Genomic DNA, 18309 nt, shown 5'->3' on the forward strand with positions numbered 1-18309 from the left:
ATGAACCAGAAAAAAGCCGTTATCTTGCTGTCTGGTGGTCTGGATTCTGCCACGGTTGTCGCCATGGCTCGGGCTGAGGGCTTTGCCTGCTACACCATGAGCTTTGATTATGGACAGCGTCATAGAGCCGAGCTCAAGGCCGCTGAACGTGTGGCAACTCAATTGGGTGTGGTCGAACACAAAGTGGTTGGTTTGAACCTGAATGGTATTGGCGGCTCGGCGTTGACCGATAGCACTATCGATGTGCCGGAAGCACCTACCGAGGGTATTCCTGTCACCTATGTACCTGCCCGTAATACCGTTTTTCTTTCGCTTGCCTTGGGTTGGGCTGAGGTGCTCGAGGCTCAGCATATCTTTATTGGTGTTAATGCGGTGGATTACTCAGGCTATCCAGATTGCCGCCCTGAATTTGTCGAGTCCTTTGAGCGTATGGCTAATCTTGCCACCAAAGCGGGCGTTGAGGGCAATGGCTTTAAAATCATTGCACCGCTCCAGTTCATGTCGAAGGCTGAGATTATCCAGTGGGGCGTCGCGAATGGGGTGGACTACTCCCTAACCGTCTCCTGCTACAAGGCTGACGACGAAGGGCGTGCCTGTGGGCGATGTGACAGTTGCCGCTTGCGTGCAGAAGGATTCCGTGCGGCACACCTTGAAGATCCAACGCGATATTTTTAAAAAAAAGTTGCGCTAGGGTATTGATTATCCAGAAGAAATCATTATTATAGCACTCGCTTTCGGGGTCGTTAGCTCAGTCGGTAGAGCAGTTGGCTTTTAACCAATTGGTCGTAGGTTCGAATCCTACACGACCCACCATTTTCCTCCCCTTGTTGTTTCGTTAGATCGCCGCTTCCTGGCGATACACTCCTTCTGTCCCTTTAGCGTTTGGGTGTAGCGAGCATGTCGCAAATCTCGGAACGACTTCTGGTCCAAGCCCATCTCGCGGCTAAGCAGCCTAAAACTTTAAGTACAGCTGAAAGAGAGCATTTTAGCCGTGCCATTGCGGCTGAGCTCAAAGCGCGTGACGCTGTTCTACTTGCGCATTACTATACCGATCCCATTCTGCAAGCGCTTGCCGAGGAAACGGGCGGGTGCGTGGCAGACTCGCTCGAAATGGCACGCTTTGGTAACCAGCATAAGGCCTCTACAGTCGTGGTGGCTGGGGTGCGTTTCATGGGAGAAACTGCCAAGATTCTCAATCCCGAGAAGCGAGTGCTCATGCCTACGCTGGAGGCTACTTGTTCATTGGATATCGGATGCGGAGCTCAGGAGTTCGCTGCGTTCTGCGATAAGCATCCCGAGCGGACGGTAGTGGTTTATGCCAATACTTCAGCTGCCGTAAAAGCCAGGGCAGATTGGGTTGTAACCTCTGGCTGTGCCCTGGATATCGTTGAGCACTTGATGGATAACGGCGAACCTATTCTTTGGGCACCGGACCGTCATCTAGGCCGCTACATTCAGCGGGAAACAGGTGCCGATATGCTGCTTTGGGATGGCGCTTGCATCGTTCATGAGGAGTTCAAGTCTTCTCAGCTAACTGATATCAAATCGCTCTATCCTGATGCTGCGGTTCTGGTGCATCCCGAATCTCCTGAGGCGGTGATCGAGCTGGCGGACATGGTTGGCTCGACCAGTCAAATGATCAAGGCTGCACAGACGATGCCTAACTCGACGTTTATTGTCGCAACGGATAAAGGCATCTTTTACAAAATGCAGCAGTTGTGTCCTGACAAAGTATTCATTGAGGCGCCTACGGCGGGTAATGGTGCTGCTTGTCGTAGTTGTGCGCATTGCCCTTGGATGGCCCTGAATACCTTGGAGCGTACGCTGGCCTGTTTGCAGGAGGGTAGCGGTGAGGTTCTGGTTGATCCTTCCCTGATACCTAGGGCAGTAAAACCACTCAAGCGCATGCTGGACTTTACCCAGGCAGCAAGATTAAGGCAGACAGGAAACGCCTGATGGGCGTTTCCTATCACATAATTTCTTCAGCAGTTCGCTTTTGCGTAATCATTTCCTGCTGACGTGCATCTATCCGCGCCGCTAACTGAAAATTATTTGAAGCACGCTGTTTTGCAAATCCCAGCTGCTGTATGGCCTGATCATAATCACCTGTCAGGGCAAAGTATTCGGCACGGGCCTGATGGACCTCTATCAGCTGACCCGCTTGGCCGCGCACCTCTGCAGCCCGGTACCATACATCAGGGTCCAGTGGGCGCGCTTTGATTACCTTGTCCAGTAAAGCGCTGGCATCCTTGGGCTTATCGAGCTTAACCAGTAGATCGGCTTGTAGCATGTTGACCGCGAAGTTGTCGGGGTACATTTCCATCATTCTCGCTACGCGCTTTTGTGCGTCAGGCAGCCGGTTATTGGTAATGTCGAGCTCGATCTGGGCCAGGTTGTACGTGACATCGTTTGGAGAGGCATCCAGTAAAGGCTTAAGCGTTTCGCGTGCTTCATTGAGCTGGCCGAGGCGAGTCAAGCCAACAGCAAGGCCATAACGTGCTGCTTCCAACTTTGGGTTTTCATCCAACATGGCACGAAAGCGCTTGACGGCTATGCCTGGAGTTTCCTCGAAAAGCAGCTGAACCCTTGCGCGCATCAGTTGATACTGCAGGCTGTCTTCTCGTCCTCCTGCGGGATACTGATCTGCACGGTTACGAGTATCTGCAACGCGATCCTCTGTTACCGGGTGGGTAAGGAGAAACTCGGGTGGTCGCTGATCGTAACGGTATTGCCTAGCCAATCGGCTAAACATATTGGGCATGCCTCGTGGGTCATAGCCAGCCTTAGCCAGGTTGATCAGGCCTACCCGGTCCGCTTCCTGCTCGTTCTGACGAGAGAAGCGGAGCTGACTTTGTATGGCGGCTGCCTGTGTAGAGGCAATCGCTGCGATACCGGCATCACCACCGCCAGCAGCAGCGGCCACAATGCCGGCCAGCATGGCTGCCATCAACGGTAGTTGCATGCGCTTCTGATTTTCGACGCCTCGTGCAAAGTGCCGCTGGCTCAGGTGGGCTAATTCGTGCGCGAGGACGCCTGCATACTCAGCTTCGGTCTGGGCATACAGGAATAGCCCCCCATTGACGCCTACGACCCCACCGGGGGCAGCAAATGCGTTAATTTGTGGGTCTTTGATCAGGATGAATACGAGGCGATGATCTTGAATCTGGCTCGTCTCGGCCAGTCTATAAACACTGCTTTCCACGAACTGCTTGAGTTGTGGGTCGGTCAATGTCGTGATTTGCCCCCTGAGCATACTCAACCAGGTACGGCCAAGCTGAAACTCCTGTTCAGGAGAGACAACTGAAGAGCTTGCATCCCCTAGCGACGGTAAATCAGTGGCTGCGGGAGCGGGTACAGCTATCAGGCAGGACAGACCAAGAAGGGCAGGGCGCAAAAATTTCATAGGGGCGCTCATGACTGCAAAACCCTTACTTTATCTGTCCCCACAGCTGCTGCCTAGCGATGAAAGGCTGTGAACGTTATCCTTGGGATTTATGGAGTTTTCTTATGAGTGAATCCAGTACTTATACAGGGCCGTGTGATGCGGAGCTGGATGCCAGTGGATTAAGTTGCCCACTGCCATTGCTGAAAGCCAAAATGGAACTGAACCGCTTGGCCTCTGGCTCGGTATTGAAGGTCACGGCAACGGATGCCGGCTCGCAGCGTGATTTCAGGACCTTTGCCCAGTTGTCAGGGCATGCATTGATCGGCGAGCAGGCACAGGAAAACGTATTTCATTATTGGTTGCGCAAGGCATGAAGTGCAGGGAGGCAGAAGCCTCCCTTGGAAATCAACTGTTCAGGGCCTGGGCCTCTGCTAGAACGTCTTCCACGTGTCCCGGGACCTTTACCCCACGCCATTCCCGGCGAAGAATCCCTTCCTTGTCGATCAGGAAGGTACTGCGGTCAACTCCCATATACTCCTTGCCGTACAGCTTCTTCAATTTGATCACATCAAACAGCGTGCACAGCGCTTCTGATTTGTCACTGATCAGATCAAATGGAAATGCCTGCTTGGCTTTGAAGTTTTCATGGGACTTGATGCCGTCGCGGGAGACACCAATTATTACGGTATTGGCAGCCTGGAATGCCTCGTAATGATCGCGAAACCCCTGGCCTTGGGTTGTGCAGCCCGGCGTGCTGTCTTTGGGATAAAAATACAATACAACCTGCCGACCCCTGAACGTGTCGAGCGACAGGTCCTTTCCGCCAGTAGCAGCCGCTATGAAATCGGGAACGGGTTGATCAACGGTAACTGTCATGTTCGTTTCTTCGCTTAGCTTACTGGATTACGGGTTCTGAGGTCGCCAGGGCTCGATCAGCGCGTCAAGGTTCAGTGCGTCCGCAAAGTCCAGGAATTGATCCCGTAACCAACTGATCTGAGTACCGGCTGGCAGAATGACCGTAATGGTCGCTGTCAGCATGGTGCCGCCTGTCTGGGGCGCCTGATAGGTATCGCAAACCAGGCTTTCTACCTCTATGCGATGGTCGGTAAAGAACTGGCAGAGTTCATTGAGAATATCCGAGCGATAGGCCGCACTGACATAAACGACGTACGGTAGGGCTTGCGCTCGGTTTTCCAACGCTGCGCTACGTGTTACACCAATCGTGAAACCTTGTCGCTTTGCCAGAGCAGGTAAACTGGACTCCAGTCGAGCCAGGCCGTCCCAGTTGCCGGACACTTGAAGGATCAGTGCGCTGAATTCGCCGTGTCGGCTCAGGCGGCTGCTGACGACCGCGCAGCGGCTTTCCAAACACGTGCGATAGAGCACATTGGTTAGCTCCATAGGGTTGGAGCCCAGCGCACTGATAACTAGAAATTGCTCACGAGGCGGTGGTGTAGCAGACATTCAGTGTTTCCTGATGATGAAACCGGTAGACCGGCCAAAACCGAAGGGTAGCGAAAAGCGCGTTGTTGGGGAATGCCTTACCGGAGCTTGGCTTGTGCAAGGCTGGTAGCGTCAGTACCATTACGGCTCTCTTTTCTCGGCAGGAGCGGTTGCATGATCACAGGCAGTATGGTGGCGCTGGTCACGCCCATGGATGCACAGGGGCATCTGGACTGGTCCAGCCTGACCAAGCTGGTTGATTTTCATCTGACCGAAGGCACCAATGCCATCGTTGCGGTCGGAACAACTGGCGAGTCCGCCACTCTGGATGTAGAAGAACACACCGAGGTCATTCGCCGTGTAGTCAAACAGGTGGCTGGCCGTATTCCCGTCATTGCAGGGACGGGCGGCAATTCCACGCGTGAGGCGGTTGATCTGACGCAGGCGGCCAAGGATGCAGGTGCGGACGCTTGCCTGCTGGTTACGCCTTACTACAACAAGCCTACTCAGGAAGGCCTCTATCAGCATTTCCGGCATATCGCCGAATCCGTAGCGATTCCCCAGATCCTTTACAATGTGCCCGGGCGTACGGCCTGTGACATGTTGGCCGAGACGGTAGAACGGCTTTCGACAGTGCCGAATATCGTTGGTATCAAGGAAGCGACAGGCGATTTGCAGCGCGCCCGTGACATTCTGGATCGTGTGAGCAGCGATTTCATGCTGTACTCCGGTGATGATGCCACGGCTGTTGAACTGATGTTGATGGGCGGCAAAGGCAATATTTCTGTTACAGCCAACGTGGCGCCCCGTGACATGAGCGAACTTTGCGCGGCTGCCCTGCGTGGCGACGCCGAGACTGCTCGTGCGCTTAATGAAAAATTGATGCCTCTGCACAAGAACCTGTTCATCGAGTCCAATCCGATCCCGGTCAAGTGGGCGTTGCATGAAATGGGAATGATGCCTGAGGGTATCCGTCTTCCTCTGACCTGGTTGAGTCCGCGCTGTCATGAGCCGCTTCGCCAGGCAATGCGTCAGTCCGGTGTGCTGGCCTGATGGAGAATTTACGCATGAAGCGACTGGCTGGACTAACAACCCTTGCCGTAGTAATCAGCACGACCAGTGGGTGTGGCTGGCTATGGGGCGAGCACGGGTATTTTCGTGATCGCAGTAATGATTATCTGGAGTCGCGTCAAACGGCTCCGATGCAGGTTCCGACTGATGTTCAGGCCAAGTCCTTGCAGCCCCTGCTACCTATTCCCGCTAACGTAGCGGATACCCAGGACCATCCTGCAGAGTTCGAGGCTCCACGGCCTCAAGCATTGGCTGTCCAGACTGATACGGGTAGCTATAGCCTGCAGCGCAATGGTAAGGCCCGCTGGGTTGTCGCTCAAAAGCAGCCTGCCGAGATCTGGCCGGTGGCCAATCAGTTCTTTACCGATAATGGCTTCGTGATTGGTGAGGCACGTCCGCAGACCGGTGAGTTCACGACACGCTGGCAACCTTTGACCGACCTGACGACACCTTTGGCTCGCAGCTTGAGCACAGGTGGTGATATCGAGCCGGGCTCCGAAACACGTATTCGGGTGCGGATCGAGCCAGGGGTTTCCAGCAACACCAGTGAAATCTTTGTACAAAGCCAGACGCGCAAGACTGGCAGCAGCAGTGAGCCGAGCTGGTCCTCTCGCTCGGATACATCGGCCTTCGATGCAGCCCTGCTGAATGAAATGGTAACCAGTCTGGCAAGTGCCGATACCCAAGGTGGTTCAGTATCGCTGTTGGCTGCTGGTTCCTACGATACGCCTGAGCGGGTCTCCTATACGAGAGATGGCAATGGCGACCCGATGCTGAGCCTGACGAGCGACTTTGATCGTGCCTGGTCCAGTGTCGGTCGTGCCCTGGAAGGCGCTAACATACGCGTTGACGATATGGACCGTAGCTTGGGGGTGTACTACATCAATCTGGCTGAGGGTGCACGCAAGCCCAACGAGGACAAACCTGGGTTCTTCAAGCGCCTGTTTGGTCATGAGCCCTCCAAGGAAGAAGAAAACGCTCGTGCCGAGCGTTATCAGGTTCGTCTGACCAATGTAGGCGATGCTGTTCAAGTCACGCTGGATAAAGACATCAACACCGTAGCGCCAGCCGATATGGCCGAGACGGTGCTGAAAAAGCTACAGACGAGCATGCAATATGCGCTTCGCGGTCCTGGGCAGCGGGAGCCGGGGGAATTCAACCCTGGTTCACAGCCATAACACCTACATACTGATCGATTGCGGTTTTCCGCTACGTGAAACGATAAGACGCCTGGCTCGCCTGGGCGTCGAACCTACACAACTCGATGCCATTCTCGTTACCCATGAGCATTCCGACCATGTTCATGGGGTCGAGCTGTTATCGCGTCGTTATGGGATTCCGGTTTATCTGACCGAGGGTACAGTGCGCGGCTTACGCAAGCCTATTGCTGCTACAACGGTACTGGCAGCAGGCGATACGCTCGAGTTAGAAGCCATTGAGATCAAAAGCGTTCCTGTGTCTCATGATGCATACGATCCGACACAGTTCGTCTTCTTTGATGGCCGGCGTCGCTTGGGTGTGCTTACCGATCTGGGCGAGGCTACAACGACAGTACTGGAATGTTATCGTGATCTGGACGCCCTGGTGATCGAGGCGAACCACGACCGGCAGATGCTGGATGAAGGTTTGTACCCCTATTTTCTGAAAGCGCGGGTCAGTGGATCACACGGTCATTTAAGTAATCAGCAGGCGGCCTCGCTGGTTTGCCGCTTGCAATGCGATGCCCTGCAGCATCTTGTGTTGGCGCATCTGAGTGAAAAGAACAATCGGCCGCATCTGGCTCGGCAAACGTTCGTCGACACCCTGGGGTGTGATGCGGACTGGCTGCAGGTCGCCGATCAGCACGAAGGTCTTGGTTGGCAGCTCATTGCCTGAACCTTCGATTATTTAAAAGCGGAGCCATCATGGAAAAACGCACCGAACTCTACCGCGGCAAAGCCAAGTCTGTGTTCACGACGGACAACCCGGACCGTCTCATTCTTCTCTTTCGCAATGATACGTCTGCGTTCGACGGTCAAAAGGTAGAGCAGCTTGATCGTAAAGGCATGGTGAACAACAAGTTCAACGCTTTCATCATGCAAAAGCTTGAGGCCGCAGGGATTCCAACCCAATTCGATGCGTTGCTTGCGGACAATGAATGTCTGGTTAAAAAGCTCGACATGATTCCTGTGGAGTGTGTGGTTCGTAACTATGCTGCTGGTAGCCTAGTGCGTCGCCTGGGTGTTGAGGAAGGGCTAGAGCTTTCCCCGCCCACGTTTGAACTGTTCCTCAAGAATGATGCACTGCACGATCCCTTTATCAACGAAACCCATGTCTATGCATTTGGCTGGGCTACGCCTGAACAGCTGTCTCGCATGAAAGAGCTGACGTTCCAAGTGAACGACGTGCTGAAAAAGCTGTTCGATGACGCAGGGCTGCTGCTGGTGGATTTCAAGCTGGAGTTTGGTGTGCACCATGGCCAGATTGTGCTGGGCGATGAGTTCAGCCCTGATGGCTGTCGTCTATGGGATAAGGAAACCCGTAAGAAGATGGACAAGGATCGCTTTCGCCAAGGGCTGGGTGACGTTATCGAGGCCTATGAAGAAGTGGCTAACCGCTTAGGCGTACCGCTCTAAGGTTGGCAGGCGACTTTTGCAAACGCCTGATAATGGTAGAAATTTTGCATTCAAGGCTTCGCCTGACGCATTTCAGCTGTTATCATGCGCTGCATTGGAGAGGTGCCGGAGTGGCCGAACGGGACGGATTCGAAATCCGTTGAGTCAGCAATGGCTCCTAGGGTTCAAATCCCTATCTCTCCGCCATATTAAAAAGCCCCGCAGTTATGCTGCGGGGCTTTTTTATTTCTATACAGCTCAAATCAAATTATTTTCTTTTTTCCACGCCTCGAAGTGTTCGAGCTCAAGACGTATGTCTTCTCCTTTTTCAAGGGATTCTTGCATTGAGCGGATACGGATCAGGCGCTCATGCATGGCCTCCGGGATATCGAGACCTTCCTCCTGATGCGCTTTGATTTCATTTACACCTTCGTCCAATGCATTAGAAAGGTGTTGTTTCATGTCAGCGATATTGTGGGAAGTCGTGTCGATCATGGGCGCTCCGGTAACGGGGTGTATTGCTCAGCCTAGGCGATAGGAACGAAAGCTGTGAAAAGCCAGGACGTCCATGCCTAGCGAGGCAGCCAAAGGGCAAAGAGATAGACTTGCCCTCTGGTTAATGGTGTCAAGGTTGCGCATTAGCTGGTGGTTGCTGATAGAGGTCGAGTAGTTTCAGCGTGACACCGTTGGTCCAGCCAAAGCCATCCTGCAGTTTGTACTCACCACCGCCACCTCCCTGGCTTGAACCCTCCACATCATATTTCTCGACCAGTTTGTGCTCTTTGGTGAACAGCGTCTGCACCTGATCAAGGAAACCCTGGCCGATGGTTCTGGCTAGATCCTGCTGGTCATAACGGCGCAAACCTTCTACGGCGATCCATTGAAGCGGAGCCCAGCCATTGGGAGAGTCCCACTGCTGTCCGTTATGGATTTGCGTAGTGACAAGCCCACCGGTTTTGACCAGATTCTTTTCAACAGTCAATGCGGTTTGCCGGGCTCTATCGGAGTTGGCGATCCCTGCATAAAGAGGATAGAGCGTAGCGGCTGTGATCTGATCGCTGAGTTGATTCTTCTGCCAATCGTAGTCAGCGTAATAGCCCTTGTTGTTCCACAGGTGTTTCTCTATGGCAGCCTTTCGCGCTTCTGCACGCTGGCTGTAGCGTTGCGTACAAGTCGACATGGCGTTCTTTTCACAAGCAAGTGCAATTGTGGTTTCCAGATGATGGAGAAGGCTGTTGAGGTCTACCGGAACGATAGCGGTTGTACGGATAGTCGCGAGAGTTTTCCCATCACCCAGCCAGCGTGACGTGTAGTCCCAGCCACTTTCTGCCCCGGCTCGCAGGTCTCGGTAAACCTCATTGACCGGGCGATTAGCAGCCTTGGCTGCCGTTTCCTTGTCTTGCATGTAGGATTCCTGGCGAGGTGTATCGCTGGCATCCCAGTAGCGGTTGAATAGCGTACCGTCAGCCAGACGAACAACGTGCTGGGCAGCCTCGCCAGGCTTTAGCGTTTGCGAACCTTCCATCCAATAAGCGTATTCCTTTTGCAATTGCGGAAGGTAACGGCGATAGACTTCATCCCCCTCCGTCTTTGCTTCCAGTTCAACCATGTAAGAGAAGAAAGGTGGCTGGGAGCGGCTCAGATAGTAGGTGCGATTGCCATTGGGGATATGGCCATAGGTATCAATCAGGTAGGCGAAGTTATCCAGCATCTGACGCGCCAACTTCGTTTGTCCACTCTCTACCAGGCCAAGCATGGTGAAGTAGGAGTCCCAATAGTACAGCTCGCGAAAGCGACCCCCCGGAACAACATAGGGGTAGGGTAGCGGCAGCATACTGCTATATGCCGGTACCTTCTCATAATGTCGTGTGAGTACAGGCCAGAGGTTATCGATATGTTCACGAATATCGGTACCTGTCTGAGGCTTTTGGGTTTCAGCAGCTCCTGATGGCTCGAAGTTGTCCGCCACAAAGCGTCTGAGATCAAAGCCAGGATTGGCTCGTTTCGCCAAGTAATCCGCCCGGATAGTGGCGGGAGGCCTTAGCGGTAGGGCATCGACAAAATGCTTTTGATCGTCGAACAACCATTGCTGCTGTACGGCTGCAAATAATTCCGGGTACGCCTGGTCTGGTGGGAGCGCCTGATGCTGTTGGGCATTTTGATAGCTCCACATCTCGGATCTGTCTGTAGCAGTGGCACAGGCACCCAACAGAACAACCGAAGCGGAAAAGGCCAGAAGCCGAGTGGATCGATAAGCGTGGCGGACGAGAGGAAATGTCATGGAAAACCCATTCTGATCATTCTCAACCATCGACCAGCTGATTATCCGGCAAGTTCGTCCAGTCAAGCTTTGTTTTTTGTTCAGCTATTGAAAACGGTCAGGTTCATTTTGAAGTTTTGCCCGCAAATAGCCTTTTTCTTTTGCGGAGATTTACGCTTTTTTGATAAATGGCCAATTGCTATCAGGTAAGATAAGAAACCTTGTCTTTCGGTGTGCTTGACCGATGCATTTCTCTACTGTGAGTTATCGCTATTTGAAGGCCGGTACTATTTACCAGGTAGAAATTGACTCGCCTGCTTCTGGTCGCACTCAGGATATTTACGAGGCTGTTTTTCGTCATTTGGTCAATTTTGAAAGCGAACCAATCATTGTGGCTATGATGCTCAACAATGGTGGGAAGGCTGTTATCCAGAACAAGCGCTTCGATCCTGAGATCAAGACGACTCATATGGTCTCAACTATCGAGACACTTGAAATCTGCATGGATTATGAAAACTGGGTAGAAGTCATTCTGTTGCCCTTGCCTAGGGACTGACTGCACCCATCACTTTCTACCCCTTTACTACCTGTCTTGTCGGGTATGGCTCGGACGTTATGTTGACGTCATGGGTTTGTTATATGGCATCCTCTGGCCTTCCAACCTTGCCGGGATGTGCTGATGAGTTCTACAGGTATCGTAATCGCTGCTGCACAGATCACGCCGGTTGGTCATGACATTCAAGCCAATGTCGAGCGCCATGTCCGTGTAATCGAACAGGCTGCTCGGCAAGGCGTCGACTTTCTTGTTTTTCCTGAGTTGTCACTGACAGGGTATGAGCGGAAGACGGCTAGCCAGAATGCGTTGTTGCCCAATGACTCTCGCTTGGTGCCGTTGCGTAAGGCTACTGCTCAGACAGGCATATCAATCCTGGCAGGCATGCCGTTAAGTTCGACAGGGAAGCCGCTTATTGCGGCGCTGGTAATAGGTGCGGGGCGGGACGACGTGCTATATACCAAGCGATACCTGCACGAAGGTGAAGACCAGGCATTTCAGGCGGGAAGCGGTGGGCCACTGCTACTTCTTGAGAACGAGCGCATAGCCTTGGCCATATGTGCCGACACAAGTCACCCCGAGCATGCTGTAAGTGCGGCTCAGGCGGGTGCTTCTCTTTATGTCACCAGCGCTCTGATTACGCCAGGTGGTTTTGAAGCTGATACTGCGCAGCTAAGGTCATATGCGCAGATTCATGGCTTTCCTGTCCTGTTGGCTAACCATGTAGGCGAAACCGGTGGCTGGCTTGCGACCGGACGTAGTACGTTCTGGCTGCCTGATGGTGAAATTGTTATCCAGGCGCCACATGACCGTGAAGCGCTCGTAATCGCGTCCCGTAATGGTTATACCTGGCAGGGGCGGGTGGTACTGCTGAGTTGAGACTACACCGTTACGGATTGTTGAAATACTGTGAGGTAGCCGCTCAGTACGAGCTGCATGAGCAATTTAGCGACAGGCGAAGACCTTGTTGCCAAGCATGAAGGAGCTTCCATGCGTATCTCTTTGTCCATTCTTGCGATTGTCACAAGTCTGGGTATGACACATTACACCTACGCTGATGAGGTGAAATGTCCCTATGATAAGCCTGTGATATTTGCAGGTCTCAACTGGGAGAGCGGCATGTTCGCCACTGAAGTGCTGCGCTTTCTGGTGGAAAAGGGCTATGGCTGCAAGACCGATGCGATTCCCGGCAATACAGTAACGATGGAAAATGCGCTGGCGCAAAACGATATTCAGGTAACAGGCGAGCAGTGGGCTGGCCGTAGCCCTTTTTGGCGTGAGGCGGAGAAGGCCGGCAAGGTGTTCTCGGTTGGAGAAACGGTCAAGGGTGCTACGGAGGGATGGTGGGTTCCAGAATATCTGGTTAAGGGCGATTCGGCTCGTGGGATTGAGGCCAAGGCGCCTGAGCTGAGGTCTGTAACGGATTTGTCGCGATACAAGGATCTGTTCAAGGATCCTGAAGCACCCGACAAAGGCCGTTTCTATAATTGCCCGACTGGCTGGACCTGTGAAATCGTCAATACGCAAAAGCTCAAGGCCTACAAGTTAACTGACAGTTTTACGAATTTCCGTACTGGAACCGGTCCAGCCCTGGACGCAGCCATCAGTACGGCTATCCGCAGAGGCGAGCCGATCGTGTTTTACTACTGGTCGCCTACGCCGTTGATGGGCCGCTTCAAGCTGATACAGCTTGAGGAGCCACCGTTCAGTCAGCAAGCCTGGGAAACACTTTCCGACTCCAAGAATCCCAGTCCTCTACCGTCCCGCTCGCTCCCTGCGAAGATTACGATCGGCATCTCGAAAGATCTGCATGACCAGGCACCTGAGCTTGTACAGCTGTTTGAAAAGGTGCAAATACCGCTTCCATTATTCAACAACATATTGGCCGAAATGTCGGAGAAACATAAGGATGCCGATGCGATGAGCCTGGCGTTCTTCAAGGAACATCGCGATATATGGTCTGCCTGGCTTTCGGCTGATGCCGCGGCGCGGGTGGATGCCGCCTTGAACGCACAGTGAGTATTTACCCGTGACATCGTTAGCTACATGGCCCATGTACGTTACGCCTGAACCGGTACGCGAGGCCGGTCAGATCTTTATCGAGCGGGTCCTGGCGCATCTGGGTATTCAACAATGTGAGGAAGCGCCCGCTGATCTCATGGCGCAATGGTCATCACCGAGCCTGTTGTTATCTCAGAGCTGCGGCTATCCGGTGATGACGCGCCTGCGCGACAAGGTTCAGATCGTAGCAACGCCTTGTTATGAGCTGAGCGGCTGTGAAGGTGCTCAGCACCGCAGTTTTATCGTGATCCACGCAGATGATGAGCGCAGTACCCTGGAGGCCTTTCGAGGTGCGCGTGTGGTCATCAACGCGCTGGACTCCAATAGCGGCATGAATTTATTAAGGGTGACGGTCGCGCCCATGGCTGAAAAGGGGCGATTCTTTGGTGAGGTCAAGGCCAGCGGTGCCCATGTGACAAGCCTGGAGTTACTCAGCCGCGGCGAGACGGAATTGACAGCTATTGATTGCGTCACCTGGGGGTACCTTGAGCGTTATGCGCCTGACACGTTAGCCCGCACACGAGTTCTTGCCCGCACGGAGCTGACGCCTGCGTTGCCGATCATTACCGCAGCGTCACGTAGTCTGGAAGAGGTACAGCAGATGCAGCACGTGTTGAATGAGGTCCTGCAGGAGCAGCCTGCGCTGGCTGAAACACTGGCTATTCGCTCGTTTGTACCGGCCTCCCTTGACGATTATCGAGTGATTCTTGCCCAGCGTGATCGAGCAATGGTCGCTGGATATCCCATTATTGCATGAGTAGCCGGACAGGCTTTTTCCTGTTTCGCTGTAGTTTTTATGAAACTGCAGAGGGCATCCAGGCTCAAAACAGCCGCTTCGATAGGTAACGACTTTTCGCGCCGGGCAGGCGTATGGATGCTAAGGATGCAGATCATGAACGCAAGAAATGGCCTGGCGGTAGGCCTTTTGGCGCTGGGGCTGGTTATAGGCAACGCGCAGGCAGCCGGTTGGTGTGAGTCTGGTAAGCCAGTCAAGTTCGCCGGTGTGAACTGGGAAAGCGGGATGCTTCTCACCGAGCTGATGTCGACAGTCTTGAGGGAAGGCTACGGCTGTAAGACCGATAGTATTCCAGGTAACTCGATTACGTTGGAGGCTGCACTTTCCTCTAATGATATTCAGGTTTTTGCTGAAGAGTGGATCGGTCGTAGTGACGTCTGGAATAAAGCCGCTGATGCAGGCAAGGTAGTAGGCGTTGGTACACCCATCAAAGGTGCGACGGAAGGCTGGTACGTGCCGCGCTATCTGGTGGAAGGCAAGAATGCCAAGGCTCCAGATCTCAAGTCCATCAGTGATCTGCCTAAATACGCCAAGCTGTTTCGCGATCCAGAGGAGCCTGGGAAAGGTCGATTTTATAATTGCCCAGCCGGCTGGACATGCGAGCTGGAAAATACCGAGATGCTCGAACGCTATGGATTGGCCGACACATTTACCAATTTTCGCCCTGGCACAGGGCCGGCACTGGATGCCGCAATCCTATCGGCCGTGAAGCGCAAGCAGCCCATCTTGACCTATTACTGGTCGCCTACGCCACTATTGGGGCGAGCGGATCTCATCAAGCTGGCCAGCAAACCGGGAGATGAGAAAGCCATAACGGTGCAGGCTGGATTGTCCAAACCTTTTTATGAAAACGCCCCGGAGCTTGTTGCCGTTCTGGAAAAGGTCAACGTGCCGATTGACCTGTTGAACAAGGCGTTGGCAGAACAGGCCGAGTATAAGCAGGACGCGCCTACCGCTGCCAGAGCTTTTCTGAAGGCGCACCCCGATGTCTGGCATGAATGGGTTGATGCTGCCGCTGCACAAAAAATCGAGGCCTCTTTGTAGGCTTTCGCAGGTCATGTGAGGGTAGGCCCTGTTTGAAGGGCCTACCTTTACCAAACGGGCATGTCTATGTTTCCTGACAATCTCACGTTTTCTATTGCTGACTGGGTCAATGGCTGGGTAGACGCTCTGGTCGCCAATTATGGCGATGTGTTCCGCCAGATCTCCGATGTGCTTCTGCTGGCAATCGTCCGGCTTGAAGGCGCTCTCCGGACAACACCGTGGTGGTTGATTCTGCTGGTCGTGGCTGTTGTGTCCTACCACGCCACGCGACGTGTGATACCGGCTGCGGTCATTACCGGGCTGCTATTTCTCGTGGGCGCCATGGGGTTGTGGGACAAGCTCATGCAGACCTTGGCGCTGATGCTGGTCGCGACACTGATTGCGGTGCTGATCGGCATTCCCCTGGGCATTCTGTGTGCACGCAGTAACCGGCTGCGTATGGTCTTGCTGCCACTGCTGGACATCATGCAGACCATGCCTAGCTTTGTGTATCTCATTCCTGTCCTGATGCTGTTTGGTTTGGGTAAGGTGCCGGCTATCTTTGCTACTGTCATTTATGCAGCGCCACCGCTGATTCGTCTGACCGATCTGGGAATCCGACAGGTCGATAAGGAAATCATGGAGGCCGTCAATGCTTTTGGTGCCAATCGCTGGCAACAGCTGTTTGGCGTACAGCTCCCATTGGCCTTGCCTAGCATCATGGCGGGTATCAATCAGACAACCATGATGGCATTGTCTATGGTTGTAATCGCTTCGATGATCGGTGCACGTGGCTTGGGTGAAGAAGTTCTGGTCGGTATCCAGACGCTCAACGTAGGCAAGGGGCTAGAAGCAGGTTTGGCGATTGTTATCTTGGCGGTCGTGATTGATCGCATTACTCAGGCGTATGGTCGTTCACGCTATGAGGGCGAGCGATGAAAATTCAGCTCGATAACGTCTATAAGATATTCGGCCGTCGCGAAGCCGCAGCGCTTGAGCTGGTCCGCCAGGGCCGGGATAAGGATCAGGTGCTGGCGGAAACCGGGTGTGTTGTCGGAGTCAATGGGCTATCGCTGTCCATCGAAGCGGGCGAAATATTTGTGATCATGGGGCTGTCAGGCTCGGGCAAATCAACGCTGGTTCGGCATTTGAATCGCCTGATTGATCCCACCAGCGGTTCTATCCGAGTCGATGGCGAGAACATACTGGCCTATGACATGCAGCAACTCAGGCATTTCCGGCGCCACAAGATCAGCATGGTTTTCCAGGGCTTCGGGCTGTTACCCCATAAAACCGTACTGGGTAATGTGGCCTACGGCTTGAAACTACGTGGCGAAAGCCGGACTGCACGAGAAACGCATGCACAGCACTGGATTGAAGCGGTAGGGCTCAAAGGGTATGAGCGCAAATGGCCCCATCAGCTGTCAGGCGGTATGCGCCAGCGAGTCGGGCTGGCCAGGGCGTTGGCAACTGACACAGAAATCATCCTCATGGACGAAGCGTTCTCGGCGCTCGATCCACTGATTCGTGCCGAGATGCAAGATCAGTTGCTGGAGTTACAGCAGCGCCTGCACAAGACCATCGTGTTCATTACCCACGATCTGGACGAGGCGGTCAGGCTGGGAAACCGGATTGCAATCCTGCGGGACGGCCAGCTGATTCAGGTGGGAAGCCCGCAGCACATTCTCAACGAACCGGCAGACGAGTATGTTGATCGTTTCGTTCGGCGATATCGAAACCGGAGTATCTCCGGGGCAGATGTCTAGCTCAATGATTTGAAACAAAAACAAATCAGCGATACGACAAAAATTTCACATCTTTCTTTTGGCTATAGTTCAGGGTAACTGGGTGCCTTTGGTAACTCATCGGCGCCTTAACTCTCCTATTTTCTGAGAAAAAGGTTCATGGATTACCTCCAGCAGTTGATTTCGGATCCTACCGCCTGGGTTGCCTTGGCGACGCTGATCGCCATGGAAGTGGTGCTCGGTATTGATAACCTGATCTTTATTTCCATTCTGACCAACAAGCTGCCCGAGCAGCATCGGCAAAAGGCCAGGCGTATCGGAATAGGCCTGGCGCTGGTCATGCGACTGGGCCTTTTGGGAACGGTTGCCTGGATCGTTCAGCTCACCGAACCGGTGATCGAACTCTTTGGCAAGGGCTTCTCATGGAAAGATATCATCCTGATAGCAGGTGGTCTCTTCCTGCTCTGGAAGGCAACCAAGGAGATCCATCATAATGTGGATCCTGATCCGGAAGGCGACCTATTCGAAGGTAAAAGCGGCGAAAAGGCCGTTACCCTCGGGTTTACCTCGGCCATCGTCCAGATTCTCATGCTCGATCTGGTTTTCTCCATCGACAGCATTATTACGGCTGTCGGGATGACCGAGCATGTGCCCATCATGATCATCGCCGTTATCGTCGCGGTGACCGTCATGTTGGTCGCCGCTGATCCGCTGGCGCGCTTCATCAATAACAATCCCACGGTTGTCATGCTGGCGCTGGGCTTTCTGATCATGATCGGCATGACCCTGATCGCTGAAGGCTTTGGCGCTCATGTGCCCAAGGGATATATCTATGCTGCCATGGCATTCTCGGCCGTTATCGAAGGCCTGAACATGCTGGCTCGCCGCGCAAAGCGCAAGCGTTAGATCCTGTAGAGCCGCGCGAGAGTTTCCTCGTCTTCCCGTAGTGCGTCTGTGACCGCTACGGGTTTTTTGTGCCTGCCGGAAAGGGGAGGATTCCGCTGGCACGCATGCACCGTTGCACGCTGCCTGTCAGGCGCGTGTCGGGCATCGTATTAGGAAAAGTAAGGCGGGAATGGATCAGGCGCTGATGGCTTTGCGTGCACGTTCGATAACGGACTGCAGACGAGTCGGGCAACTGTATTCCTCACGGTAAAGTCGCTGAGTATGGCGCGCAACGCCGAATTCATTGACGATGATGAATGAAAAGCCTTTCTTGCTGGGCGCAGCGATTACACAATCGAACGGAGCGAAAGCAGAAGAAAGCATTTGGATTGCGGTTTGAGTTTGCTGATGTGTATTCATAATCTTCTTTTAGTTGAATCACGTGACGCGCTTATGACAGCAGCGGCGTCAATTTGCTGCATTGATAACCTGC

21 protein-coding genes and 2 tRNA genes are annotated in these 18309 nt (G+C 53.6%); 17 read left to right on the forward strand and 6 right to left on the reverse strand.

What is annotated here, in order from left to right:
* From queC to nadA, 3 genes are all read left to right on the forward strand, one after another.
* Entirely contained in the window at positions 1-675 is a 675-nt protein-coding gene (gene queC / locus B3729_RS07490; protein WP_286787522.1) for a 7-cyano-7-deazaguanine synthase QueC, read from the forward strand.
* A 62-nt stretch (positions 676-737) separates the two neighbouring features.
* A tRNA-Lys gene (locus tag B3729_RS07495) sits at positions 738-813 on the forward strand.
* Between the two features lie 84 nt (positions 814-897).
* Positions 898-1956, forward strand: coding sequence for a quinolinate synthase NadA (nadA, locus tag B3729_RS07500; RefSeq protein ID WP_286787523.1), 1059 nt, complete (start codon positions 898-900; stop codon positions 1954-1956).
* A gap of 13 nt (positions 1957-1969) precedes the next feature.
* Here nadA and B3729_RS07505 read toward each other — a convergent pair whose 3' ends face one another.
* Positions 1970-3403: a M48 family metalloprotease gene (locus B3729_RS07505; protein ID WP_122042034.1), complete on the reverse strand. Its 1434-nt coding sequence runs from the start codon at positions 3401-3403 to the stop codon at positions 1970-1972.
* 104 nt (positions 3404-3507) lie between these two features.
* Between B3729_RS07505 and B3729_RS07510 the strand changes: the two genes are divergently transcribed.
* Positions 3508-3759 (forward strand): sulfurtransferase TusA family protein, encoded by a 252-nt coding sequence (locus tag B3729_RS07510; RefSeq protein WP_010795172.1) that lies wholly within the window; start codon positions 3508-3510, stop codon positions 3757-3759.
* A 31-nt stretch (positions 3760-3790) separates the two neighbouring features.
* Here B3729_RS07510 and B3729_RS07515 read toward each other — a convergent pair whose 3' ends face one another.
* A complete protein-coding gene (locus B3729_RS07515) occupies positions 3791-4261 on the reverse strand; it encodes a peroxiredoxin (protein ID WP_010795171.1) in 471 nt (156 codons plus the stop codon).
* Between the two features lie 27 nt (positions 4262-4288).
* Positions 4289-4849, reverse strand: coding sequence for a glycine cleavage system protein R (locus tag B3729_RS07520; protein ID WP_010795170.1), 561 nt, complete (start codon positions 4847-4849; stop codon positions 4289-4291).
* Between the two features lie 153 nt (positions 4850-5002).
* Here B3729_RS07520 and dapA point away from each other — a divergent pair, with 153 nt between their 5' ends.
* The 5 genes from dapA (at position 5003) to B3729_RS07545 (ending at position 8700) form a co-directional block, all read left to right on the forward strand.
* Entirely contained in the window at positions 5003-5881 is an 879-nt protein-coding gene (dapA, locus tag B3729_RS07525) for a 4-hydroxy-tetrahydrodipicolinate synthase (RefSeq protein ID WP_010795168.1), read from the forward strand.
* Positions 5882-5895: 14 nt separating this feature from the next.
* Positions 5896-7077 (forward strand): outer membrane protein assembly factor BamC, encoded by a 1182-nt coding sequence (gene bamC, locus B3729_RS07530; protein WP_286787524.1) that lies wholly within the window; start codon positions 5896-5898, stop codon positions 7075-7077.
* The gene (locus tag B3729_RS07535; protein WP_010795166.1) at positions 7016-7774 is read left to right on the forward strand and encodes an MBL fold metallo-hydrolase; all 759 of its coding nucleotides are present in this window, start codon (positions 7016-7018) and stop codon (positions 7772-7774) included. Before bamC ends, B3729_RS07535 begins: the two co-directional genes overlap by 62 nt.
* A gap of 29 nt (positions 7775-7803) precedes the next feature.
* Complete coding sequence (purC, locus tag B3729_RS07540; protein WP_010795165.1) at positions 7804-8514, forward strand: phosphoribosylaminoimidazolesuccinocarboxamide synthase; 711 nt, start codon at positions 7804-7806, stop codon at positions 8512-8514.
* Positions 8515-8610: 96 nt separating this feature from the next.
* Positions 8611-8700, forward strand: a tRNA-Ser gene (locus B3729_RS07545).
* A gap of 51 nt (positions 8701-8751) precedes the next feature.
* Here the strand turns inward: B3729_RS07545 and B3729_RS07550 are convergent.
* Both B3729_RS07550 and treA read right to left on the reverse strand, forming a co-directional pair.
* Positions 8752-8988, reverse strand: a complete 237-nt coding sequence (locus B3729_RS07550; protein WP_239381165.1) for a hypothetical protein — start codon at positions 8986-8988, stop codon at positions 8752-8754.
* A 130-nt stretch (positions 8989-9118) separates the two neighbouring features.
* A complete protein-coding gene (gene treA, locus B3729_RS07555; RefSeq protein ID WP_286787525.1) occupies positions 9119-10774 on the reverse strand; it encodes an alpha,alpha-trehalase TreA in 1656 nt (551 codons plus the stop codon).
* 223 nt (positions 10775-10997) lie between these two features.
* Here treA and B3729_RS07560 point away from each other — a divergent pair, with 223 nt between their 5' ends.
* The 8 genes from B3729_RS07560 (at position 10998) to B3729_RS07595 (ending at position 17837) form a co-directional block, all read left to right on the forward strand.
* On the forward strand, positions 10998-11309 hold the full coding sequence (locus B3729_RS07560; protein WP_019367186.1) for a hypothetical protein: 312 nt from the start codon (positions 10998-11000) through the stop codon (positions 11307-11309).
* 123 nt (positions 11310-11432) lie between these two features.
* The gene (locus B3729_RS07565; protein ID WP_019367185.1) at positions 11433-12185 is read left to right on the forward strand and encodes a carbon-nitrogen hydrolase family protein; all 753 of its coding nucleotides are present in this window, start codon (positions 11433-11435) and stop codon (positions 12183-12185) included.
* A 111-nt stretch (positions 12186-12296) separates the two neighbouring features.
* Positions 12297-13325 carry an ABC transporter substrate-binding protein gene (locus B3729_RS07570; RefSeq protein ID WP_286787526.1) on the forward strand — a complete coding sequence of 343 codons (1029 nt, stop codon included), beginning with the start codon at positions 12297-12299 and terminating at the stop codon, positions 13323-13325.
* A 10-nt stretch (positions 13326-13335) separates the two neighbouring features.
* A complete protein-coding gene (locus B3729_RS07575; protein ID WP_150346933.1) occupies positions 13336-14124 on the forward strand; it encodes a phosphate/phosphite/phosphonate ABC transporter substrate-binding protein in 789 nt (262 codons plus the stop codon).
* Positions 14125-14259: 135 nt separating this feature from the next.
* A complete protein-coding gene (locus B3729_RS07580; protein ID WP_286787527.1) occupies positions 14260-15207 on the forward strand; it encodes an ABC transporter substrate-binding protein in 948 nt (315 codons plus the stop codon).
* Positions 15208-15273: 66 nt separating this feature from the next.
* Positions 15274-16125: an ABC transporter permease gene (locus tag B3729_RS07585; RefSeq protein WP_150348591.1), complete on the forward strand. Its 852-nt coding sequence runs from the start codon at positions 15274-15276 to the stop codon at positions 16123-16125.
* Positions 16122-16952: a quaternary amine ABC transporter ATP-binding protein gene (locus B3729_RS07590; protein WP_286787528.1), complete on the forward strand. Its 831-nt coding sequence runs from the start codon at positions 16122-16124 to the stop codon at positions 16950-16952. The genes B3729_RS07585 and B3729_RS07590 overlap by 4 nt, the downstream gene beginning before the upstream one ends.
* Before the next feature lie 138 nt (positions 16953-17090).
* Positions 17091-17837, forward strand: coding sequence for a TerC family protein (locus tag B3729_RS07595; protein ID WP_010795155.1), 747 nt, complete (start codon positions 17091-17093; stop codon positions 17835-17837).
* Between the two features lie 174 nt (positions 17838-18011).
* On the opposite strand, the gene B3729_RS07600 is transcribed toward B3729_RS07595, so the two are convergent.
* Complete coding sequence (locus B3729_RS07600) at positions 18012-18236, reverse strand: hypothetical protein (RefSeq protein WP_010795154.1); 225 nt, start codon at positions 18234-18236, stop codon at positions 18012-18014.
* Positions 18237-18309: the final 73 nt, after the last annotated feature.

Source organism: Pseudomonas sp. UBA3149 (assembly GCF_002364655.1).
GTDB classification, from domain to species: domain Bacteria; phylum Pseudomonadota; class Gammaproteobacteria; order Pseudomonadales; family Pseudomonadaceae; genus Chryseomonas; species Chryseomonas luteola.